This is a genomic window from Collinsella sp. AF33-16 (assembly GCF_003475325.1).
GTDB lineage: Bacteria > Actinomycetota > Coriobacteriia > Coriobacteriales > Coriobacteriaceae > Collinsella.
The window spans coordinates 19687-42921 of sequence record NZ_QRQC01000008.1 but is presented as its reverse complement, the minus strand read 5'-3'; the positions used below and the strand labels follow the sequence as shown (position 1 = coordinate 42921).

Below are 23235 nucleotides of genomic sequence, written 5' to 3'. Positions count from 1 at the left end.
GCAGGTATTTTCCCACAAAAAAGAGTCGGTCGAGCAAATGCTCGACCGACTCACACACTTTCCCTCAGCCTTTATCATCCACACGGGAGAAAAGTCAGCAACGTCACCGCAGGGCCCGCCCGCCGAGAGGGGTTTCCAAAGGGCACATCCTTTATTCAAAACGAGCGGCCGAGCAATTGCTCGGCCGCTCACCTTCTTTCCCTCAGCCCTTTTTCATCCGCGCGGGAGAAAAGCCAGTAAGGATACCGTAGGGCCCACCCTGGGAGTGTTTTCTTCTGAGCGATCCCGCAGCGCGAAGCGCGAGGACCAGCGAAGAAGAAAACACGCAGGGGCGGGCCCGGACAGGTTAACTTACTCCTTCTCGACCGCGCGCATGATCGCCTTGTAGATCTCCATCAGCGGGATGATCAGGAAGGCCAGGCCCAGGGCAGCGACAACGCCCTTGAGCTCAAGCGTCACGGGGCCAAAGAACATCTCGGCAAGCGTCGGCTGCACGGTCACGATCACCGTCAGCACCAGTGCCAGCGCGGCGGAAGCCCACAGCCACTTGTTCTGCTTCTTCATGGTGAACAGCGACGCACGACGGCTGCGCATATTGAAGCAGTGGAAAATCTCGACCATGTTGAGCGTGATGAACGCCATCATCACGCCTTCCTCGTCGGCATTGCCGGCGATCATATCGGCGATGTGGATGTAGCCCATGTCAAAGTACACGCCCACAAAGAAGCTCGCCAGCACCAGCGCGGTGATGATTAGGCCCTGGACCACGCAGTCCAGACCCATATGTCCGGCAAAGACACCGTCCTTGGCGTTGCGCGGCTTGCGCTTCATGATGTCGCCCTCGGCATCCTCCATGCCCAGCGCGAGCGCGGGGAAGCAGTCGGTGACCAGGTTCACCCACAGCAGCTGCACCGGCTGGAAGATGGTAAAGCCGATGAGCGTGGCGATAAACACCGAGAACACCTCGGCAAGGTTGGCCGAAAGCAGGAACTGGATGACCTTGCGGATGTTGTCGTAGATGCGACGACCCTCTTCGCAGGCGCCGATGATGGTAGCGAAGTTGTCATCGGCAAGTACCATGTCGGCGACGTTCTTGGTGACGTCGGTACCGGTGATGCCCATACCAACGCCAATGTCGGCGCGCTTGATGGACGGGGCGTCGTTGACGCCGTCGCCCGTCATGGCCACGATCTGGTCGCGCGACTTCCAGGCCTCGACGATGCGTGTCTTGTGCTCGGGCTGGACGCGGGCGTACACGCCGTAGTCCTCGATGTGCGCGTCGAGTTCCTCGTCGCTCATGCGATCGAGGTCGGCACCGGTGATGGCCTGGCTGCGATCGGCGACGATGCCCAGCTGCTTGGCGATGGCCACGGCGGTGTCGATGTGGTCGCCCGTGATCATGACGGTGCGGATACCGGCGTCGTGCGCCTCGTGGATAGCGTCGGCCACCTCGGGACGGACCGGGTCGATCATGCCGGACAGGCCACAGAAGACCAGGTCATGCTCGAGCGCAGCGGGGCTGCAGTCGTCGGGAACCTCGGTGTAGGTGCGGCTTGCCAGCGCCAGTACGCGCAGGGCCTCGTCGGCCATGGCCTTGTTGGCCGCCACGAGCTCGGCGCGGCGCTCCTCGGTCAGGGGGACGACCTTATCGCCCTCGTAGATATGGGTGCACAGGCCGATCACCACGTCGGGCGCACCCTTGGTGTACTGCTCGTACTCGCCATCCAGGGTCTCGACGACCACGGACATCATCTTGCGGCCCGAGTCAAACGGGGCCTCGCCCACGCGCGGATGCTCGGCAGTCAGGCCAGTGAGGCCCGCCTTGCCGGCGTCGTTGACGAGCGCGCACTCAGTCGGCTCGCCCACGGCCTCGCCCAGCTCCTCGTCCCACTGAGCATCGGAGCACAGCGCCATGCCGGCCAGGAACTTCTCCTTGGGCGCAGCGAGCTCGTGCTTGACGACGGTCATCTTGTTCTGGGTAAGGGTACCGGTCTTGTCGGAGCAGATGGTCTGCGTGCAGCCAAGGGTCTCGACGGCAGAGAGCTTGCGGATAATCGCCTGGCGCTTGGCCATCTTGGTCACGCCGAGCGAAAGGACGATGGTCACGACGGCGACCAGGCCCTCGGGAATGGCGGCGACGGCAAGCGAGACGGCGACCATAAAGGTGTCGAGCAGGGCAGTCGGGTCGGTGAGGACATTGCCCACGCCGTGGCGGAGGATGTCAACGCCAAAGATCACGACGCAGATGACGATCACCATAATGGTAAGGATGCGGCTGAGCTCGGCGAGCTTCACCTGCAACGGCGTGAGCTCCTCCTTGGCCTCGGCCAGGGCGCCGGCGATCTTACCCATCTCGGTGTTCATGCCGGTGCCGACCACGACGGCGCGGCCACGGCCGTATACCACGGTGGAACCCATGTAGCACATGTTCTTGCGGTCGCCGAGCGGCACGTCATCGGTGCCCGCGGCAAGCTCGATCACGTTGGCGTGCTTCTCTACGGGCACGGACTCGCCGGTGAGCGCGGCCTCTTCGATCTTCATCGTGGCGCTCTCGAGCACGCGGCAGTCGGCCGGGACGGAGTCGCCCGCCTCGAGCATGATCACATCGCCGGGCACGAGCTCGGCGCTCGGCAGGTGCACGAGCTTGCCGTCGCGCAGCACCTTGGACTGCGCCGCACTCATCTCCTGCAGGGCCTCGAGGGCCTCCTCGCTCTTGGCTTCCTGGACCACGCCCAGCACCGAGTTGACGATAACGACGAACATGATGATGGCAACATCGGCAAAGTCGGGCTCGCCCTTGACCATGCCCGTGAGCGCACTGATGACGGCGGCAACGATCAGCATGATGACCATGGGGTCGGCCATCTGCTCAAAGAAACGCTTCCACAGCGGCGTCTTCTCGGCTTCCTCGAGCTTGTTAGGGCCTGTCTTGGCAAGGCGCGAAGACGCCTCGTCGTTGCTCAGGCCGAGGTTCTCATCGACACCTTGGTCGCTGAGCACCTCCGCCGCGGCGGACAGGTATTCCTTTTGCATATAGAGTCCCCTCCTGGGATTCGGGCCACTCAGCAGATTGATGCCCGATCATAATTCCCAGGAGAAGGGCAAGGGCTCATCAAGGCTGCCGTGCTGAGCGGCAGTTGATAGTGGAGCTATGGTACCCCAAAGCGACGCGTCTAGCCAAAACAATCGGTTTGGAAATATGGTCCGCACGCAACGGTGCAGACCGTGTGATGCTCAACATTGGTAAAACGTTTTTTCTTCGGCACATCGCCAAACTGACATATCGCCCAGATAGCAGCGGTTGGAGTGGTTGGTAAAGATTTTCCATATACCGTTTTTCCCGCAAAAAATGAACTTCCATTTCGGCATACGGTCGATTTTTTGGGGTATTCGGTCGGCATTTCGTTATAATCATCTCGGTTTTATTTCTTATGGTTTATCTATCAGCGCAAGACGATGTCAGATGGAGGTCTGAATGTACAAGCGCACTAAGATTGTATGCACCATGGGTCCCGCCTGCGATAGCGACGAGACCATCCGCGAGATGATCAAGGCGGGCATGAACGTCGCCCGTTTTAACTTCTCGCACGGCTCCTACGACGAGCACCACGGTCGCATCGAGCGCGTCCGCCGTATTTCCAAGGAGCTCGGTCTGCCTGTCGGCATCCTGCTCGACACCAAGGGCCCCGAGGTCCGCACCGGCCTTCTGGTCGACGGCAAGAAGGTTGCCGTCAAGACCGGCGATAAGATCGTCGTCACCGCTCAGCCCACGTCCGAGGATTTCCACGGCACCGCTGAGCACATCTCCCTCGACTACCTGGCTCTGCCCTCCGAGGTCGAGAAGGGCTCCCTCATCCTGATCGATGACGGCCTGGTTGCCCTCGAGGTCGAGTCCGTCAGTGGCCAGGACATGACCTGCGTCGTTAAGAACGACGGCCTGATCGGCGAGCGCAAGGGCGTCAACATGCCCAACGTCAACATCTCGCTGCCCGCCATCACCGAGCGCGATCGTCAGGACATCCTCTTTGGCCTGACCGAGAACATCGACTACATCGCCGCTTCCTTCATCCGTGACGGCGAGTCCGTCCGCGGCATCCGCAAGCTTTGCCGCGAGAACGGTGGCGAGCACGTGACGATCTTCCCGAAGATCGAGTGCGCCCTGGGCGTCGAGAACTTCGACGAGATCCTCGAGGCTTCCGACGGCATCATGGTCGCCCGTGGCGACCTGGGTATCGAGATCAAGCCCGAGCTCGTTCCGCACATCCAGAAGGAGATCATCGCCAAGTGCAACGCGGCCTACAAGCCCGTTATCACCGCTACGCAGATGCTCGACTCCATGCAGCAGAACCCGCGCCCGACGCGCGCCGAGGTTGCCGACGTTGCTAACGCCATCTACGACGGCACCGACGCCGTTATGCTCTCTGGCGAGTCCGCTGCCGGTAAGTACCCGGTCGAGGCCGTTAAGATGCAGGCCAGCATTGCTCTCGAGACCGAGAAGTACCTCCCGGCCCACGCTCCGCTCGAGGTTCCGGCCGACGCTCACGGCACCCGCGTCGTCAACAACGTTGTGGGTATGTCCGCTGTGAACATGGCCACCACCGTTGGCGCCAAGTGCATCACCGTGCCGACGACCACCGGTCGTACCGCACGCCTGATCTCGCACTTCCGTCCCAACATGCCGATCTGCGCGTTCTCCCGCCACGAGTGGGCCGTCCAGCAGATGATCATGTACTGGGGCGTTATCCCGCACCAGGCCGAGATTACCCAGGGCACCGTCAACGGCACGATCGTCAAGGCGATCGAGACCGCTAAGGAGCTCGGCTACGTCGAGGCCGGCGATCTGACCGTCGCTACCGCCGGCGATCCCCGCATGAGTGTTCAGCTCGAGGACAAGGTCTCCTCGACCAACGTCGCTTACGTCGCTCAGGTGCGCTAAATCGCACTTGCAAGCACGCTTGCATTGCAAAAGGGCCCGGAAGGCTTTGCCTTCCGGGCCCTTTTTAGACCTTCTTCGTATGCCGCATCATCGATTTGTGTTCAGTCGCAAGCCTCTCCGATGCCGAGCGCACCACCGAAGACGCCCTGCGACGGGAGCCGTTGGTCAATTGGAATGAACTGTTCACCGTTAAGCCGGCCGGCTAACAGCTAGCGATCAGGGGGACTGCGGGAACGTCAGAAGCAGCAACGCGAGCCGCAAATCCCGCCTCGGTCAGCTCGATGACCTCGGTAAACGTTGCATCGAAAAACTCCTCGGTTAGCAGGCGATACGGCGGATGATCGGGCTCGCCGGGGTTTTCGCGTACAATCTCGTGCATGACGCCGATAGTCTTGAGCACATATTCTTTATGGATGGGATACTGCCCAAAACGCGTCGCAGCGGTATAGAGGCGATCGGTCGCACGCGGAATGGAAACGATGCCCAGCGTCTTGCCAAACCAGTCAAAATCGCCCTGCTTTTTAATGCGGAATTCCTCGCACGGCTTGCCGCCGTGTGCTTCCAGATACTGGTTCACACGCGTGTTCCATACCGTGTCGGCCACCAGATGCGACCAGACGCCCAGCGTTAAATCGAGCAGCGACTGCGCCACATCTTCGGACGCAAGCGAGAACTCACAGGCGCCGGGACCGACAACCGGCTCGGCATCCCTGTAGCGCTGAGGATAGTGCACGCGGTTCAGTCGCTCGCGCTCCTCGACAATCGAGGTAGCCTCAGCAGGTTCGCCCGCGGGTGCGCCTTTAAGCAGCGGCGCCACATAGGTATCCCAGAACTCGTGCTCGCGCGGCTTAGGGATAGGCTCGGGCTTTGCAAAGTGCGTAATGCGATACGGAATGGGATCGGCGATGCCAGGGACCATATAGCCCACGAAGATATCCGGAACCACGCAGCCAAACAAAAAGGCATTGCGGTCGCGCACGCTATCGGCAAGCACGCTAGCACGTGCCAGCAAGCGCTCCGTTTGAGCGATATGAATGTTCCAACTTGGCATAGCCACCCCCATAAAACCTGGTTAACTATACCATCACGGCAGAGTCGCACAGGCGGCCATACATACCCTACGCAGCAACTATTCCGCAGCACCGCTTTCGGTTCCATACGACGGCACGGGCGCCTCGACCACATGGTGATATCGATCGATATAGATGGCACGGGCCTCCAGGCGGCGCACCAAATCTTGATGGTGCGTACTCATCAAAACCGTCTTACCGGCAGCAACGTAGGCCAGCAAAAAGTTGACTACGATGTCGCACGAGTCCTCATCGAGCCCGTTGGTGGGCTCATCGAGCACTAGGATATCGGGGTTCATCGACACCACCGCAGCCAGCGCAACGCGCTTCTTTTGCCCGCCCGAAAGCTGATAGGGCGAGGCATCGACCAGATCGGCAACCTGGAACAGCTCCATGGCATCGCGGACGCGGCGCTCGAGCTCGTCTGTCGGCAGCCCCATCTGCGCGGGGCCAAAAGCAACTTCCTCGCCCACCGTAGCGCAGAACAGCTGGGCGTCGGCATTCTGGAACACAAAGCCCACGCGCTGATGAAAACGCTGAGCGGCTGCGGAATCCTTGAGATATGCCGCATCGATCACGTGCCCGTCAAACAGGTACGCACCCGCGTCCGCTAGTTCAAGACCGTTGATAAGGCGCATAATCGTCGTCTTACCGCAGCCGTTGGGACCGAGCAGGGCAACGAGTTCACCACGATCGACCTGCAGCGACACACCATCGACAACCGTATGGCCCGCATAGGAGAACACCACGTCGCGCAGCTCGATGAGCGGCGTGGCCTCGGCGCCGCCCGCACCGTTCGTGCCCGCCGCACTATTCATATCGATCGTCAAAACGTCGCCCTTCCCTAGTTGCATCCCCAGCCGGAACCAGCAGCGCCTACAGCACCGCGCACAACACGGCGAGCAGAACCACGCCGGCCGCATAGACCGCATCGCGCCAGCCAAACCCGGCGCGTGCAGGCGCCGGGTACACGCCGGCAAAGCCGCGGCAAAGCATAGCCTCGTCCATCGCGCGGCTGCACTCCATCGCCTTGATAAACGTCATGCCCATGATACCCGCCAGCGAGTCGGTGCGCGAAAAACCCGCAGGCGCGGAACCGACGCTGCGCAGCATGACCGATTCGCACAGATCGTGTGCTGTGCGTCCCAGCACCTCGATATGCTTGAGCGCCATATCGAAAGTAAAGATGACCTCGTCGGGCAGGTGCAGCATCTTAAGCGCCGCCGACATGCGGCTCCAGGTGAGCGTCCACGAAACACCCAGCACCAGCGACACGTTAATGAACGTCTTGAGTGCAATCTTGAGCATGGCGCCCGAGGCAGAAGCACCCAGCAGCAGGGCAGGCAGCGCCAGAACCACGGCAAACCCCGCGGCAGCCAACGCCGGCACAAAGGTAGCGCGCAGCCCGCGTACGGGGCGCACCGCGACCAGCACCAACGCGATCGCCGCCATCAACATCAGGTACAGCGGGCTTTGCGTCAGACACACGCACAGGACGCAAACGAACATCCCTAACAGGCGCACCGGAGCCGAAACGCAAGAAAGGGCGCGGTCGACCATCGACCCGCCCTTGTTCGCGCCTCCACCCAGGCGAACCCGCTCAAGCAGGCTCGCCAGGTGCAGGACGTTCTTTTGCATCACACGATGCCGAGCCCCCGCGGGCTCGTATCGCTCCTCGGCCGCAAGCCAACTAGGCAGCTCGGCTATTGCCATGAGCACCGCTTTCCTTGACCGTCAGCGAGACCAGGCGGAATGCGATGGTGAGCACCGCCACGCCAATCACGCCCGAAAGAATATACATCGCGGCCTGGCCGGCAAAGCCAAGGCCCTGCTCCTCGGAATAGGCCTGCAGATAATCGCCCGTAGGCAGAGCGTCGGCAAAGGTCGGGGTATCGAGGCCGACCGAAGCCTGCAGACTGTCGTCACCAGTCTCCTGAACGACGGTCGCGGCGCCCTCGGCGTCCCACTCGCCCCATGCGTCACCTGTGGCCAACAGGCCCAGCGGCGTGGCCACGACAAGCACGGCGACCAGGATGAGCGTGGGGACCAGCGAGGTCTTCTTGGCGGCAGCGCCCTCGGCAGCAAACTGGCCATCGACGGCCTCGGGCCCGACGATAACGCTCGGCGCCGTCTTCTTAATGAAACCGTAGATGGCGGCCGTCGCCACGCCCTCGACCACGCCGGCAACCAACATATGCGGAATCATCATGGCCGGAATGGCAACGGACAGCGGGAAGGGGCAGTACAGTGGAGCGCCCGAAGCGTTGGTGAAGAGCATCGGCTGAATACCGAACTCGATCGCCGCGCACATGGCCGCCAGGCACAGGCCGACCCAGCCGCTTACGATGGCCGAAACCGAGGTGCCCCAGCTCTTGTCGTGCAAACGGCTGTTGAGCGCACGGAACACGATAGCAGCGGTAAACGGCAGCACAAAGGCCATGTTAAAGCAGTTTGCGCCAAAGGACAGAACGCCGCCGTCGCCAAACAGCAGCGCCTGCAGCGCCAGCGCGACCGAAACCGCGATGGCACCGGCCTCGGGACCCAGCAGCAGCGCGATGAGCGCGCCACCAACGGCGTGACCAGTGGTGCCACCGGGGAGCGGCACGTTGAACATCATGAGCAAGAAGGAAAATGCGGCGCAGATGCCCAGGAACGCCATATGCTCGCGATCGAGCGTGGCGCGTACCTTTTTGATGCAATGGACCCAAACGGGCACCATCGCCACCGCCATGACGGCATCGGTCTGCGGGGACAGATAGTTATCGGGAATATGCATGAGCCCTCTCAATCAGAACGTTGCGTGTTACGTTTCCAACAATCCGTAACACCGACTCAGCATACTAACAAAAAGGCGCACCGCCCACAACGCAGCACGTCCTTGCAATACGTACGTTATTAACCCAGGTCCACGCACCGCCCAATAAAGGGCCCATGCACTCCCAACTTTCCGGTCACCCGGAAGAAGATGCAGTCCGCTCGCAACAAGGTTAACGCAGGAACCCGCCCCCGAGAGGGGTTTTCTAAGGCAACATCCCGCAGCCGCAAAGCGGCGAGGTCGTTGCCGTGAAAACCCCGCAGGGGGCGGGTTCCGAACGGCAAAGATTACGAGCGAACCTCGCCGTTTACGCCCTTGCACACCTTGGTGACGATCTTCTGGTGCGCCTTCTCGACCTCTTCGCTGGTAAGCGTGTGGTCGTCCGAGCGATACGTAAGCGCAAAGGCCATGGACTTCTTGCCCGCTCCGATGCGGACCGGATCGCGGTAGACATCGAACAGGCGCACGCCCTCGAGCAGCTTGCCGCCGGCACTCGTAATACGACGCTCAAGATCCTCGCAGGTCACAGTGTTGTCGACCACGATAGCAAGGTCGTGCTCAACGGCCGGGTACTGCGAGAACTCACGGTAGTTCTCCTGATTGCGGGCGCCCTTGATCAGCTTGTCCAGATCGAGCTCAAAGGCAACGACAACCTCGTCAATGCCCATAGCCTCGCGCGCCTCGGGGTGAATCTCGCCGACCCAGCCCAGCACGGTGCCGCCGGACAGAACCTCAGCCGCACGGCCCGGCTGCAAAAAGGCATAGCCCTCGCCCTCGACGGGACGGAAGCGGACCTTCTCGATGCGCAGCTGGGCGAGCAGCTCCTCGACAATGCCCTTGCCAAAGAAGAAACGCAGCTTGCGGTACTTCATGTTCCAAGACTGCTCGCTCCACTGGCCCGAGAGCACACCCGCCACGGACTTGGTCTCCTTGGGCAGGCTGGCATTCTCGCGACCGTGGAATAGGCTGCCGACCTCGTACAGATGCACGTTAGGCGTGCCGTGGGCCTCGTTGTAGGCCACAGACTGCAGCAGACCCGGCAGCAACGAGCGGCGCATCTCGGTCTGCTCGGCCACCAGCGGGTTCATGAGAACCACGGGGCAGCCGCGGCCCTCGGTGGACATACCGATCTTCTCCAGGTCGCCCGGGGCGGCAAAGCCAAAGGTCGTAGTCTCGTTGAGGCCACAGGCGCGCAGGATCTCGCCGACCTTGCGGGTGAGCTTCTGCTCGCGGGTCAGGCCGCCGATGTGGTTCTTGGCAGCCGGGATGGTCGCCGTCACGCGGCCCATGCCCCACAGGCGCAGGACCTCCTCGATCAGGTCGATCTCACGCGGCAGGTCGGGACGGAAGCTCGGCGGCGTGACCATGAAGTCCTCGCCGTCGCGCTCGACGGTGCAGCCCAGACGGGTGAGCGAACGCTCGATAAAGTCGGGCTCGATGTCGGCACCGCAGATGGCATGCACGCGGGCCAGGCGCAGCCTAATGCTGTCGATGGTCTTGGGCGCGGAGAACACGTCCACATAGCCGGGGGCGACCTCGCCGCCGGCGATCTCCTCGATAAGTGCGCACGTCACATTGGCGACGTCCACGCAGCCGGTCTCGTCGACCTGACGCTCAAAGCGGATGGAGGCGTCGGAGATCAGTGACAGGTCGCGGCTGGTGTGCGAGGTGCGACCGGCATTGAAGCAGGCACTCTCGACCATCACGTCGACGGTGTCGTCCTCAATCTCGGAATCCATGCCGCCCATAACGCCGGCCAGCGCCACGGGGCGCTCGCCGTCGGTGATGAGGCCCATGCCGGCGTCGAGCGTGCGCTCCTCGCCGTCGAGGGTCGTGAACTTCTCGTCCTGCTGGGCGGCGCGAACCACCACGCGGCGATGGCCCTCGCGCTCGGCAAAGGTAGACAGGTCAAAGGCGTGCAGCGGCTGACCGGTGAGCATCATCACGTAGTTGGTGATGTCGACGATGTTGTTGTGCGGGCGCACGCCCAGGGCGTTGAGGCGCTTGACCATCCAGTCGGGCGACGGACCGACCTTCACGTTGCGCACGATGCGGGCGACATAGCGGTCGCACAGGCCCTCATCGGCAATCTCGACCGAAAGCTCGTCGTCGGTCGCGCGGCCGGTCTCGGCCTTGATGGCGGGCAGCTCAACGTGGAAATCGCGGTCGAAGATGGCGCCGGTCTCGCGGGCCATGCCGATCATGGACAGGCAATCAGGACGGTTGGGCGTGATCTCGCAGTCGAGCACGGTGTCGCTCGAGCCCACGTACTCGGCAAACGGCATGCCGCAGGGCGTATCCTCGGGCAGGATCATGATGCCGGAGTGGTCGCCGCCCAGGCCGAGCTCGCGCGCAGAGCAGTTCATGCCCATGGACACGACGCCGCGAAGCTTGCTCTTCTTGATCTTGACGTCGCCGGGGAGCACAGCGCCGATCATGGCCGTGACGATGTGGTCGCCGGCCTCGAAGTTCTGCGCGCCGCAGACGATCTGCAGCGGGGCGGGGTTGCCATCGGCGTCGAGGTTCTTGTCGCCCACGTCGACCGAGCACACATACATATGGTCGCTATCGGGGTGCGGGGTCTTGGTGAGCACCTTGGCGGTCACCACGTGGTCGAAGGACTCGCCCACGGTGTCGATCGCCTCGACCTCGGTGCCGGTACGGATATATTCGTCCGAAAGGGTCTTGGGATCCTCCGGAATATCGATCATGGTCTTGAGCCAGTCGTAAGAAACGCGCATCTAACTGGTCTCCTTTCATCTGTAACGCCTGCAATAAACAGACGGAAAACTCCAGCTACGGAGACGGGTTTCCGAGGTGCCGCAGATTGCCTTGAAAGAGGAGGGCCGCGTACTTAGGTACGCAACCGACGATTGAAAGGCAAGGTGCGGTGGCTCGGGAAGCCGCCGGGACAGGTCAAATTAAAATTGGTTGAGGAAGCGCATATCGCCAGTCATCAGGGTTCTGAGGTCGGGCAGGTCGTAGCGCAGTGCTGCGACGCGCTCGGCGCCAATGCCAAAGGCGAAGCCGGTGTACTTCTCGGGATCGATGCCGCAGTTGATCAGGACGTTGGGGTCGACCATGCCGCAGCCCAAGATCTCGATCCAGCCGCTGTGCTTGCAGAAGTTGCAGCCCTTGCCGCCGCACACGTGGCAGCTCACGTCCACCTCGCAGCTGGGCTCGGTGAAGGGGAAGAAGTGCGGGCGGTAACGCGTCTTGCGATCCTCGCCAAACATGCACTTAACAAAGTAGTCGAGCGTGCCCTTCAGGTCGCCAAAGGTGATGCCCTCGTCGACGACCAGGCCCTCGATCTGGTTGAACTGCGGCAGGTGGCAGGCATCGGCCGTGTCGGGACGGTAGACGGTGCCCGGGCAGATCATGTAGATGGGCGGCTTCTGCGACTCCATAGTGTGGATCTGCACGCCCGAAGTCTGGGTGCGCAGCAGCACGTCGGACTCGCCGTGGGCGTGAGCCTCGGGGTGCGCGACGCTGCCGGGGTTGTTGTCGACCACGTAGAAGGTATCGCGGGCCGAGCGGCTCGGGTGATCCATGGGAGCGTTGAGCGCGGTGAAGTTGTAGTAAGAGGTGTCGACCATGGGGCCGGACTCGACGGTGTAGCCGATGCCGCAGAAGATGTCCTCGGCCTCCTCGATGATTTGCTTGATCAGGTGCTGGTGGCCGATCTGCGGACGGATGCCCGGCAGCGTGATGTCGACGGCGTCGTGCTCGAGTGCGCGCTTGAGGGCGGCGGCCTTCATCTCGGTGTTTCGCTCGTCGAGCATGCCCTCGATCAGCTGGCGCATCTCGTTGGCGCGCTTGCCCATCACGGGACGATCCTCGGGGGCGAGCTTGCCCATCATGCGCATCAAGCCGGTGATACGACCCTTGCGACCGAGCAGCTCAACACGCGCAGCCTCGAGCTTGGCGGCGTCATCGGCGCCTGCGACGAGCTCCTTGGCCTCTTCCTCGAGTTTGACCAGATCATCAATCAGACTCATGTCTTCCCTTTCGTCTCTCGCGCATCCACTTGCCGCGGCGGCTGGAGCCACCCGGAGCTGCGGATGTGCGGCCCGGTTCGGTAACAAAAAAACCGCCCTCGGGCATGTGCATTGCCCAAGGACGGTTGAATTCCGCGGTACCACCTTGTTTGACCCGGCGGATGTCTGGCCCGCCGCGCCCACTCTGTGCCCCTTGTCGCGAGGCTCACGGCTTCCCTACTGGGGCTTCGCCGCCGCTGGCCGCGTGCCCGTTGAGGTCGCTGCTCGGGAGTGAACGCTTGGCCCTTGTCACCGCAGGAAGGCTCGCAGCCCATGACCTTCCCTCTCTTGCCGGCGACGCGGCGGGCAAAACCCTCTCCGTCAACGCATTGGGCTATAGGATAACACATTCTGCGTGTGCATCGCCGCGTTCCGCTTTGTTCGCACTGGGTACAAGGCAGGTAGCTGTGCAAACTGGCCGCGCGCCCACCCGAAGCGCTCGGCTCACGAGATCAAGGATATGGTATGGGAAAGAAACTCGATAAGAAGGCCAAGGCCGCCGTGGCAAAGGCTGCCAAGGGCGTCAAGGCTGCTAAAGTCGACAAGGCCGTCAAAAAGTTCCGCAAACTCGAGGGCAAGCTGTGGACTCGCGAGTACCTGCTCAAGATTGCCGAGTTCGATGGAGCGACGATTGCTCCTGCCAACGGCGCAGCAGCGCGTGCCGACGCCATGGGCACGCTTGCCGGCGAGCATCACAAGCTGCTGACCAGTGAGAAGTCCGTTGAGCTCGTACGCTCGTTAGCGCGCGAGACCGTCGCCGGCGGCAAAATCGACGACCCTCAGCTGCTCGACGAGATCCGCGTGCTCGGCCGCGATCAACGTGAGGCCAGTGCCATCCCCACCGAAGAAGCCGAGGCCTGGACCAGGCTCACCTGCGAGGCGGACGCCGTGTGGCACAAGGCCAAGGCAGCCAACGACTGGGCGAGCTTTGAGACCTATGTGGATAGAATCGTCGCCCAACTTAAGCATCAGGCCGAGCTCATGGACCCCAAGCGCGATCCATACGACGTTTGGCTCGACCAGTACGAGCGCGGCCTTTCCGCCAAGAGCTTCGATGCGTTTTGCGATGAGGTCAAGGCCACGGTCGTGCCGCTCGTGCACGCCATCGGCGAGCGCGGCCAGCAGCCGGCTGCCGACTTTTTGCACGCCCACGTGCCCGAGGCTGCCCAGCGCGCCATGAGCTTCGACCTTATGAAGCTTGTCGGCCTGGACCTGGACGACACCACGCTTGCCTTTACCGAGCATCCGTTTAGCGAGGGCCTTGCCGTGGGTGATGCGCGCATCGCGACGCACATCTACGAGGACGACTGCATCTCCAACGTCTACAGCATCATCCACGAGGCGGGGCACACCATGTACGAGCTGGGCGTCAATCCCGCCTATGCGCGCACATGCTTGGAGGGCGGCACCTCCATGGGCATCCACGAGAGCCAGAGCCGCTTTTTCGAGAACACCGTGGGTCGCAGCCGCGCCTTTATGGGCCCGCTGCTCGAGGTGCTGCGTCGTCACGCGCCCGAGGTCTACGGCGACGTCGACGAAGACACGCTCTACCGCGCCGTGAACATCGCGCAGCCGTCGTTGATCCGCACCGAGGCCGACGAGCTCACCTATCCGCTGCATATTATGGTGCGCTACCAGATCGAGCGCATGCTGTTTGCCGGCGAGGCTACGGCCAAGGACATCCCCGCGCTTTGGAATCGCTTTATGGACGAGTACCTGGGCATTCCCGTTCCCGACGACACGCACGGCTGCCTGCAAGATACGCATTGGAGCGGCGGTTCGTTTGGCTACTTCCCCACGTATGCGCTGGGTAGCGCCTACGATGCCATGTTTGTGCCGGCCATGTGCCGCGACGGTGTCGACCTCAATGGCGCCTGTGCGAGCGGCGACCTGGCACCCGTCCGCACCTGGCTGGGCGAGCACATTTGGCAGTGGGGCCGCGCCAAAGACGCGCCGGAACTCATCAAGGGCGCCTGCGGCATGGCCTTTGACGCCCGCTACTACTGCAGCTACCTGCAGGACAAGTTCACCACGCTGTACGAGCTGTAAGGATTGACCAGCACGCCATCGCCAACGCCAACCATGTTGACGCCAATGTCTTGGCAACGTCAGCGAAAACGACCCTAAGCGAGCAAGGTGACGTGAAATGAAAGGGCGCCGACCTCCTGGTCGCGCCCTTGAAATTGAACGTCAGGTTGCCGCTTGGGGCCGTTTGCAGCGTCGAGCAGTTACGCGGTTTGGTAAAACCGCGTAACTACAGAGCCTCGAGTGCGTTGGCGATGCGCTTCATGGCGGCATCGGCGGATGCTTGGTCGGGCGCCTCGGCCAGCACGCGGATAACCGACTCGGTTCCGCTCTTGCGTACGAGCACGCGGCCCTCGCCTGCCAGTGCAGCCTCGGCCTCGGCGATGGCGTTCTGCACGCCCATGTTCTCGAGCGCGGCGTCCTTGTCCGCCACGCGCACGGCCACCTGCGCCTGCGGTAGCAGCTTGCACGGAGCCGTGAGCTGCGAGAGCGTCTCGCGCTCGGCGCGGATCACTTCCATCACGCGCAGCGAGGTCATAATGCCGTCGCCCGTGCGCTCGATATCGCCAAAGATCGTATGGCCCGTCTGCTCGCCGCCTAGGCTGTAACCGCCCTCGCGCATCTTGGCATACACGTGACGGTCGCCCACACCGCTGGTCACGGCACTTAGGCCGGCAAGCTCCAACGACTTGATCAGGCCAAAGTTGCTGGCAATCGTCGGAACCACGGTACCGCCCGAAAGGCGACCGTGCTTGTTCAGGTACACGCCGCACACGTACAGGATCTGGTCGCCATCGACCACGCGCCCGCGCTCGTCCACGGCCAGGCAGCGGTCGGCATCGCCGTCATAGGCAAAGCCCACGTCCAGGCCCTGCTCCACCACGTGGCGCTGCAGACGCTCCATATGCGTGGAGCCGCAGTCGACGTTGATGTTAAAACCATCAGGCGCGGCATTGATCACGCGCACGTCGGCGCCCAGCGCGTCGAACACCGGCTTGGCCACCGAGGACGCCGAGCCGTTGGCGCAGTCGATGCCGATCTTGACGCCCTGAAGCGAAAAGTTCGCGCTGGCGATGAGCGAGGCAATGTAGCGGTTGCGGCCCTGCATGTAGTCCACCGTGGCGCCGATGTGGTTGCCCGTGGCCAGCGGCACCTCGCTCTTGCTATCGACGTAGTCCTCGATGAGCTCCAGTACGTCCTCGTCCATCTTAAAACCGTCGCTATTGACGAGCTTAATGCCGTTATCGCAAAACGGGTTGTGACTCGCGCTGATCATGATGCCGCAATCGAAGCAGCCTTCCACGGTCTGATGCGCTACGCCCGGCGTGGGGATCACGTGCAGCATATAGGCGTCCGCGCCGCTCGCGACCAAGCCGCTCACCAGCGCCGCCTCAAACATATAACTCGAGCGACGCGTGTCCTTACCCACGATGACGCGCGCCTTGCGCTCGCGGTTGGCGCCGTAATACCAGCCCACAAAACGGCCAATCTTATAAGCGTGCTCTACCGTCAGCCCAACGTTAGCCTCACCGCGAAAGCCGTCGGTGCCAAAGTACTTCATGCGCTCTCCTTACAAAATAGGGGCGAACAGATTGCCTGTCCGCCCCAAAATGGTACTCGATTATCTGCGCTACCAGAAAAACCCTACGCCGACGCGCTGTCGCGAGCCGCCTGGCATGTAGGAGTCTGACGCAGCGTAAGCGGCTTGTCCCCCGCCTCGGCTGACGTGGTCAGCGTATATGTGATCGTCGTCGTCTCGCCAGCATGCAGGTCAACGGTGCCCGAATAGAAGGGGATTCCATGCCACGTAGCGGCGCCAAGACCAAACTGGGTGCCCTCGACGGTCAGATCTGTAATGTTGCCGCCCGTCGGGGCAAACAACGAGACATTCAGACGCTCGTCGTCGCGCGCGGCATCGGGCGCGCTCGCCGCGACGTAGTCGGGCAGCTTGCCGGCCTCCTCCTGCGTCATGATGTTCGTCAGGGTAACGGCGATGCGATACGAGCATGTGCCGTCACCGTTCTTGATGCCCTGGCCAATCTGCGTATCGGCATTCAGGTACCAGTCGAGCTTGGAGAAGCTCAGGTTGTTAAAGTAGACACCAGCAACGGGATCTTCACTCGGGTCATCCGGATCGGGCAGCGAGGCGTCGATGTTCATCTCCTTGATAGCGTTCTGCTCGTCATCGTTTTTCATCCACGCGATCAGGCGGCCCTCTTCGGCACCGCGCTCAACGGCGCTGACAAGCTTCGTAACATCGACATCGCCGATACCGCCAAGGATCTTGTCGAAGGCAGCGCTGGCGACGGATGCAAAGATGCCGTCCGACTCCTCGACCGGATAGTTCCAGTACACATCGTGCATGAGGACCTTTGCGGCGTTGGTGCCGTCGACAACCGTTCCGTCGGGCAGCGACACGTTACCGACCAGGCCCAGCAGATACTGCAGGAACACCGGGTCGATGCCGACGACGCCATCAACGTCCTGCCCATATTGGGACTTCCACAGCGCGGCGACACGCTGCGAGTTGCGGGGCCAATCAGGCGAATAGGTATTGCCCGAGTTGTACAGGTTACTGTGGTTGCCGAACAGCGCCTCATCCTCTTCGTCGACACTCTCGACTGCCTCATCCTCACTGAGCCCAATGCGGGGAACAAACTCGCCAATCGACATCTGGCCGTCGGTGACCGAAATCAAACCTTGCGAACCGCCAAAGCCGCCGCAGGCACGAATTTCGACGTTGTTCATGGCGTACACAAGGTAGTTACGCGTCTGGCCGTTGGCGCCGAGCATCTGGGGAAGGACGGGGGCGACCTTCTCCGCCGCGTCAACCGCGCCGTTGAGGGTGGCAAAGCCGTCCTTGGCCTTATCGACCAGCTCGGTCACCTGGGAAATATGAGTATCGCCAATGCCCTGGATCTTCTCGTTGGCGCTCTTGAACACCTTGGAGCTATCGGAAAGCGAATCGGCAACGGCCTGCAGCGCGGACACGTTAATCATGCCGTCCTGAAACAGCTTGCCGGGCGTGGCCTGCGAAAGGTTATCGGCCATGGGAACCAGCGCATTGCTCGAGACATCGGACAGGGCGTCGATCATGGTGCGGGCCGCATTGATGTCGCTGCCATACACCGGGATAAACGAAGCCATCGTCCACACCGGGCTCGAGGTCTCCTTCTTCATGCTGCTGCAGAGCTCGTCGATCTTTTTCGCATCGTCGGGCAGGGTTGAAAAATCGCCCGACGTGACCTTGTCCTTAAGGCCACCGACGATCTCGACAGTTTCCTTTGCCTGGCTCTTCACGGTTTTTGCCGAGTTAAACAGCATGAAGCCACTCACGCCAAAAGCGACAAGAACCACCGCGACGATGGCAGCGACAACAGCCGAAACGCGGCGCTTCTTGCGCTCGCCCTTGCGATGGCGATGGCGAACCAGGCCGTTCGAGGTCGGGCTCGTCGAGGAATCACCGCCGTAGTTCAAGCCAAAATCGTAATAATCTTCTTTAGAGCCCGAGCCCTTAAACTCGGCACCGTCGTCATTGAGACGGGCAAACGTGCCGGTTTCGGAAGCGCCCGTATAGATAGTGCCTAGGTTACCCGTAAGCCCTGCGTCTCCAGCAGAAGAAGCACTATTGGCGGAATTGGCGGGGGTGATGGGGCCGGCGTTGTGGGCGCGATGAGCGTTGTTAGCGGGGTCAGTGGGGCCGGCGACATTTGCACCGCCCGTTGGCGCCGGACGGACCCCGGCCGACGAAGCCGCAGAGCCCGCCCCGCCCGGAAATGCCTGCCTGCCTACGCGACCAGCCTGTTTTGCCTTTTGAGACTGTTCGTACAGAGCGGCAAACATCGCCGTTTCGCCCGGAGACGTACGGTTGCCAGCACCGTTTTGGCTGGATCCACTCGGTACGCCAGCGTTTCCAGTCCCATTTGAACGCGGCGGAACTGCAGAGCGCTCGCCGTCGCCGTTCTTAAAGTGGTTACCAGCCATAGAGGAGTCCTCGCAATACTAAAAGTCAATAACGCTATTAGTTTATGACATATTTGGCATCGTCAGTTAAACTCCAGATGCAGGCACCAATTCGCGGAATTTTGGTGCAATACCGTGTCCGTCTAGGCAGCGGCGTGAGCTATACCGTCAGGAACATCATCACGATGATCATGACAAAGCCAATCAAGTCGGTCGGCAAAAACACCGTGCCCAGCATAACGGCGCTGGTAATGGTTGCCGAGACCGGCTCCACAGTTCCGATGAGGCTCGCACGTACGGAGCCAATATCCTTGACGCCCTGCATATAGAGCATATACGCCAGGAAAGAGCCAACGATCACAAACACCGCGAGCGCTTCGACGGCAGCCGTATCGAGGACCGGCATATGAGCCCATGGCTGCACAAAGACGCTCGAAACGACACCCGCCGTAAGCATAGCCGAGCCCGTAACAATAGGGCTGCCGTATTCGGACAGAATCTTGGCGGGAATCACCGCCATACAGGCGGCGCTAACCGCACACATAAGGCCTGCGACCAGGCCAAGCGGCGATATGCTCAGACTGGTCGGGTCGCCGCCGGTAGCGATTAAAAAGGTGCCGCCCAGGGCCAACCCAATGCCAACGGCCTCACGCACGCGAGGCATGCGATGGTCGATCACGCAGGTGTAGCCCATAATGATGACCAGTTGCAGGCACTGGAGCACCGTCGCGGTTCCGGCATTGGTCAGGCGCACGGCCGAAAGATAACAAAACTGGTTAAAGAGCAGGCCAAAAGCGGTAAAGAGCAGCAGCTGCTTGCGATCAGCGGGCGTCGTCCAAAGCTTGACCAGGCGTGCGCGGTCGCGCGTGACAACCACAGCCATAAAGAGCAGGCCGGCGAGAATCTGCCGTATGCTCATAAGCCACAGCGTATCGACATGGTAGGTATCGAACAAAAAACTCGCGCTGGTACCCGAGAAACCCCAAAACGAACCGCCCACCAGCGTGGCTAAAACGCCCGTGATCATCTTGCGCGTCTGGGCGTCGTTGAGACGGTCGCGCCAGGCGCGACGGGTGTTGCGGCTGAGCTCGTCAGTTCCCTCGGGCACGACAAAATCGGACGCCACCGTCATCGGTACCGAAGTCTTTTTGCGTGCACGCTGCGCTGTGCGCTCCTGCTCCATCCCACTCCCCCGAAATCAATTGGCAACAAAGCGCTCAAACTGTAGCACGAATATCGGCATGAAAAAGCAGACAATTCGGAACGTCTACGAGCATCCAAATTGCAGGGACGAAAGGCGCAGATGCGCTATGCCGAGTGGCTGGAACCGTCTAGGGCGCCGGGGTCGGCTTCCGCACTTTCATCGGTATGGCCACCATCGTTCTGCTCCTTGGCGTTGTCCTGGCCTTCCTGCTCGCGGCGACGTTTTTCGCGAATCTGCTCCACGGCTGCGCGCAGGGCGGCCTCGTCCTCGGCGCGCGCCACCTCTTGCGTGGTTTTGACCATATGGCGAATCTCGAGCACCAGCAGCACGATCAGCGGCACCACGATAAGCGGGAAGAACAGCAGCGGATTGGTGAGCAGCGACACCACCACGCCCAGGCCTGCCGAGACAAAGACCACGCGGCCCACCACATCGGCGGCGGGCACGGGCGCGGCGTCCTCGACCGGATTGGCGTCGCCCTTGGTGTGGTAGACCGGCGAGCCGTCAGACGCGGCCTCCACGGATACGATGCGGTGCGTGTTGAGCGAACCCTCCAGCGCGTCATCGGACGAATGGAAGGTGATGATATCGCCCACCTGGTAGACCTGGCCGTTGTCGGTATCGACGACGATAAACGAATGCACGGGAATCGCCGGCTCCATCGAGCCGGTCAGCGTGCGCATAAAGCCATAGCCCATGATGGTGGGAATCTCGCCGGCGGGCGTAAACACCGTGCGCAGCAACACCACAAAGGCGACGAGGATCACCACGGTCGCCAGCACGTTGATCACGCGGAGCACGTGCTTCATCACTTGTCGTCGTCCTTTGCGGAAAGTGCAGCGTCGGCGGCGTCGACGGCGTCAGCGACCTCGGCGGCGTCCTCTGCAGAAGCCGCAGCCTCGCCCTCGGCACCCGCGTCGCCCGCGGCCGTCTCGACACCCGCAGCCGACTCATCGGCCTCGCCGCGCAGGCGGGCCAGCAGATAGCGCGACAGGCTGTTGCCCTCAGCACGGCGCTCGGCACGGGCGCGATCGCGCTCGGCCTGCTCCAGCTCGTGCGCCAACGAGTCCAAGCGCTGCTGCATCTCGGCGCGGGCAGCCTCGAGCTCGCGCTCGTGCGCGGCCTTGGCGGCGGCGAGCTCCTGCTCAATACGCTTCCCTGCCTCGAGCTCGGCCGTAGCGATACGCGCGTCGGCGTCGGCACGAGCCTCCTCGGCGGCGCGCGTGGCAGCATCGCGCTCGGCAGCGGCAGCGGCGACCTTTTCGCTGGCGTCCACCGTAGCCTGCTCGACGGCAGAATCGGCGGCCGCACGGGCGGCATCGATCGCGGCATCGGCTGCCTGCTGAGCAGCGGAGACCTTCTTCTCGGCCGCGGCAACAGTGTCGGCAAGCTTCTGCTCCGCCACAGCAGCAGCGGCGTCGGCTGCCTCGGCCGCGGCACGGGCATCGCGCTCGGCCGTCAGCTGCACTTCCTCGATCTGCAGCTTGACGGCGTCCAGCTTGGCATGCAGCTCGGCCACCTCCTTGGCAGAAGCCTCGCGCACGCCGGTAAGCTCGGCCGCGGCAGTATCCTTGGCGGCCTGCAGCTCGGCGGCATCGGTCGCCGTCTTGGCAGCCAGAGCCGCGGCGGACTCGCTCTTGACCTGCGCGACCTGCTCGGCGGCCGTCTGCTCGGCAGCCGCAATCTTAGCATCGGCATCGGCGCGAGCGGCCGCGGCCTCGGCATCGGCCTCGACACGCATCCGCTCAAGCTGCGCCGCCGCGGTCTCACGCGCCTCGGCAGCGTCGGCCTCGGCAGCCTTCTTGCCCGCCTCGACATCCTCCAGCGAACCTTGCAGCTCCTCAACATCAGCCTCGGCCATCTGCGCGCGTTGCGTCAACGCCAGCTCGCGCGTCTTGGCCTCGTTCAGCTCGTCGACCAGGTCGTCGCGCTCGTCGGTCAACGCGTGCGCCTGCACCTTCCAAGACTTGACCTGCCCCTGCAGCTCCTCGATCTGCTCGCGGGCCTCGGCCAGCGCCTGCTCGGCATCGAGCTGAGCCTGCGTGACCTCCTCCACAAACACGCGGCGGACCTCGACGTCGGGCAGGTCGGGGCTATCGACCTGCACCTCCTTAATCTCCTTAATAAACTTGGGCGCCACCGGCGCGTGTTGCACGCTCTCGAGCTCCTGCAGGTTGCGCTCGTCATCGGTCAGGCTCTTAAAGACGGTGTAGTTGTTGATGAGGTTGGTGTACATCTGCACCATGTACTCGTCATCGAACGCCAGTGCCTGCTGCTGCACGTCGATGTTGTAGCCCACCTTGTCGTAGCGCTCCATAAACTGCCACAGCTGGTAGCACTTGCGGTAGTTGGGATCCTTCATGATGAGGTTGGTGCGTTGGATGGGGCTGCGGACCGCGCTGCAGCCGTTCATGATCTGGCAGAACGACGCGCCGCGCAGCGCCATGACCAGACGGTGCACGCGGTCGATGCGCATAAAGACATCCATGTTGTCGGCATCGTTCTCGGCAAAGCTCTGGCGGTTCTTGACCGTCATCTCGACGTTGTACTCGATCTCTTCGTACGCGTCGTCAATCTTGCTGTGCATCTTAAAGCGGTTGCGAATCTCGTTGCCCGTCGACCAAAAGATCACGTCGGTACGCTTGTCCACAAACGTCAGCAGGCGCTGAATCAGGTGGTAGATAAAGCGGTTCTCGTACAGGTCGTACGTCTCGACGGTACTGACGTTGAGGATGCGCGTGGGGTGGACGCCGCCATCGTCGCTCGGCGCCAAGAACTGCGTGTTCTGGCTCAGATGACGGACGCTATCGGCGCTGATCTTTTTGGCGAGCGAGACCGGCACCACCTCTTCCTCGGTGGTGATGAAACGGCGCGGATTTTCGATGATGGTGTTGATGGCATCGAGCGAGTCCTCGATCATGCTGATCCACTCCTCGTCCACCACCTTGACGAGCTCCTCGCGCTGCTGCTCGATCGTGGTGCCCGAGGCCTGCGCCATCTCAAACAGATAGCGGAAGTAGCGGCTGTCCTCCTGGATGGGCTCCATCTGCTCGGAGAAGCTGGTATAGAGGTCCTGAATGGTCTCGGACATGGGTTACTCCATAGGTTGGATCGATCGGTAAGGGGCGTGGCGACACCACACAGGGCAAACGCTACTGATTGTCTTGTCCCACGCCCCGCGCTTA

The 23235-nt window shown here is 62.1% G+C and carries 14 protein-coding genes; 2 read left to right on the top strand and 12 right to left on the bottom strand.

From position 1 onward, the window contains the following. Window positions 1-351: 351 nt before the first annotated feature. Complete coding sequence (locus DWZ52_RS04240; RefSeq protein WP_117634309.1) at window positions 352-3033, bottom strand: cation-translocating P-type ATPase; 2682 nt, start codon at window positions 3031-3033, stop codon at window positions 352-354. Window positions 3034-3475: 442 nt separating this feature from the next. Here DWZ52_RS04240 and pyk point away from each other — a divergent pair, with 442 nt between their 5' ends. Further along, on the top strand, window positions 3476-4936 hold the full coding sequence (pyk, locus tag DWZ52_RS04235; RefSeq protein ID WP_117637393.1) for a pyruvate kinase: 1461 nt from the start codon (window positions 3476-3478) through the stop codon (window positions 4934-4936). 202 nt (window positions 4937-5138) lie between these two features. Here the strand turns inward: pyk and DWZ52_RS04230 are convergent, their stop codons facing one another. The 6 genes from DWZ52_RS04230 to pheS form a co-directional block, all read right to left on the bottom strand. Next, on the bottom strand, window positions 5139-5987 hold the full coding sequence (locus DWZ52_RS04230; RefSeq protein WP_117736236.1) for a hypothetical protein: 849 nt from the start codon (window positions 5985-5987) through the stop codon (window positions 5139-5141). A gap of 78 nt (window positions 5988-6065) precedes the next feature. Beyond that, window positions 6066-6836 (bottom strand): energy-coupling factor ABC transporter ATP-binding protein, encoded by a 771-nt coding sequence (locus tag DWZ52_RS04225; protein ID WP_233547262.1) that lies wholly within the window; start codon window positions 6834-6836, stop codon window positions 6066-6068. Window positions 6837-6882: 46 nt separating this feature from the next. Beyond that, a complete protein-coding gene (locus DWZ52_RS04220; RefSeq protein WP_118384977.1) occupies window positions 6883-7719 on the bottom strand; it encodes an energy-coupling factor transporter transmembrane protein EcfT in 837 nt (278 codons plus the stop codon). Then, window positions 7697-8782 (bottom strand): cobalt transporter CbiM, encoded by a 1086-nt coding sequence (gene cbiM / locus DWZ52_RS04215; protein WP_118384976.1) that lies wholly within the window; start codon window positions 8780-8782, stop codon window positions 7697-7699. The genes DWZ52_RS04220 and cbiM overlap by 23 nt, the downstream gene beginning before the upstream one ends. Before the next feature lie 326 nt (window positions 8783-9108). Then, window positions 9109-11562 carry a phenylalanine--tRNA ligase subunit beta gene (pheT, locus tag DWZ52_RS04210; protein ID WP_118384975.1) on the bottom strand — a complete coding sequence of 818 codons (2454 nt, stop codon included), beginning with the start codon at window positions 11560-11562 and terminating at the stop codon, window positions 9109-9111. 180 nt (window positions 11563-11742) lie between these two features. After that, a complete protein-coding gene (pheS, locus tag DWZ52_RS04205; protein WP_055250566.1) occupies window positions 11743-12819 on the bottom strand; it encodes a phenylalanine--tRNA ligase subunit alpha in 1077 nt (358 codons plus the stop codon). A gap of 504 nt (window positions 12820-13323) precedes the next feature. Here pheS and DWZ52_RS04200 point away from each other — a divergent pair. Continuing rightward, the gene (locus DWZ52_RS04200) at window positions 13324-14907 is read left to right on the top strand and encodes a carboxypeptidase M32 (RefSeq protein WP_118384974.1); all 1584 of its coding nucleotides are present in this window, start codon (window positions 13324-13326) and stop codon (window positions 14905-14907) included. Between the two features lie 205 nt (window positions 14908-15112). On the opposite strand, the gene glmM is transcribed toward DWZ52_RS04200, so the two are convergent. The 5 genes from glmM to DWZ52_RS04175 all read right to left on the bottom strand — a co-directional run bounded on the left by glmM (window position 15113) and on the right by DWZ52_RS04175 (window position 23141). After that, window positions 15113-16444 (bottom strand): phosphoglucosamine mutase, encoded by a 1332-nt coding sequence (gene glmM, locus DWZ52_RS04195; RefSeq protein WP_118384973.1) that lies wholly within the window; start codon window positions 16442-16444, stop codon window positions 15113-15115. A gap of 83 nt (window positions 16445-16527) precedes the next feature. Beyond that, window positions 16528-18867 (bottom strand): DUF4012 domain-containing protein, encoded by a 2340-nt coding sequence (locus tag DWZ52_RS04190; protein WP_118384972.1) that lies wholly within the window; start codon window positions 18865-18867, stop codon window positions 16528-16530. 139 nt (window positions 18868-19006) lie between these two features. Then, a complete protein-coding gene (locus DWZ52_RS04185) occupies window positions 19007-20029 on the bottom strand; it encodes a DMT family transporter (RefSeq protein WP_233547261.1) in 1023 nt (340 codons plus the stop codon). A 125-nt stretch (window positions 20030-20154) separates the two neighbouring features. Next, window positions 20155-20859: a signal peptidase I gene (locus tag DWZ52_RS04180; RefSeq protein WP_118384970.1), complete on the bottom strand. Its 705-nt coding sequence runs from the start codon at window positions 20857-20859 to the stop codon at window positions 20155-20157. After that, entirely contained in the window at window positions 20859-23141 is a 2283-nt protein-coding gene (locus DWZ52_RS04175; RefSeq protein ID WP_118384969.1) for a DUF2357 domain-containing protein, read from the bottom strand. Before DWZ52_RS04175 ends, DWZ52_RS04180 begins: the two co-directional genes overlap by 1 nt. Between the last annotated feature and the right edge of the window lie 94 nt (window positions 23142-23235).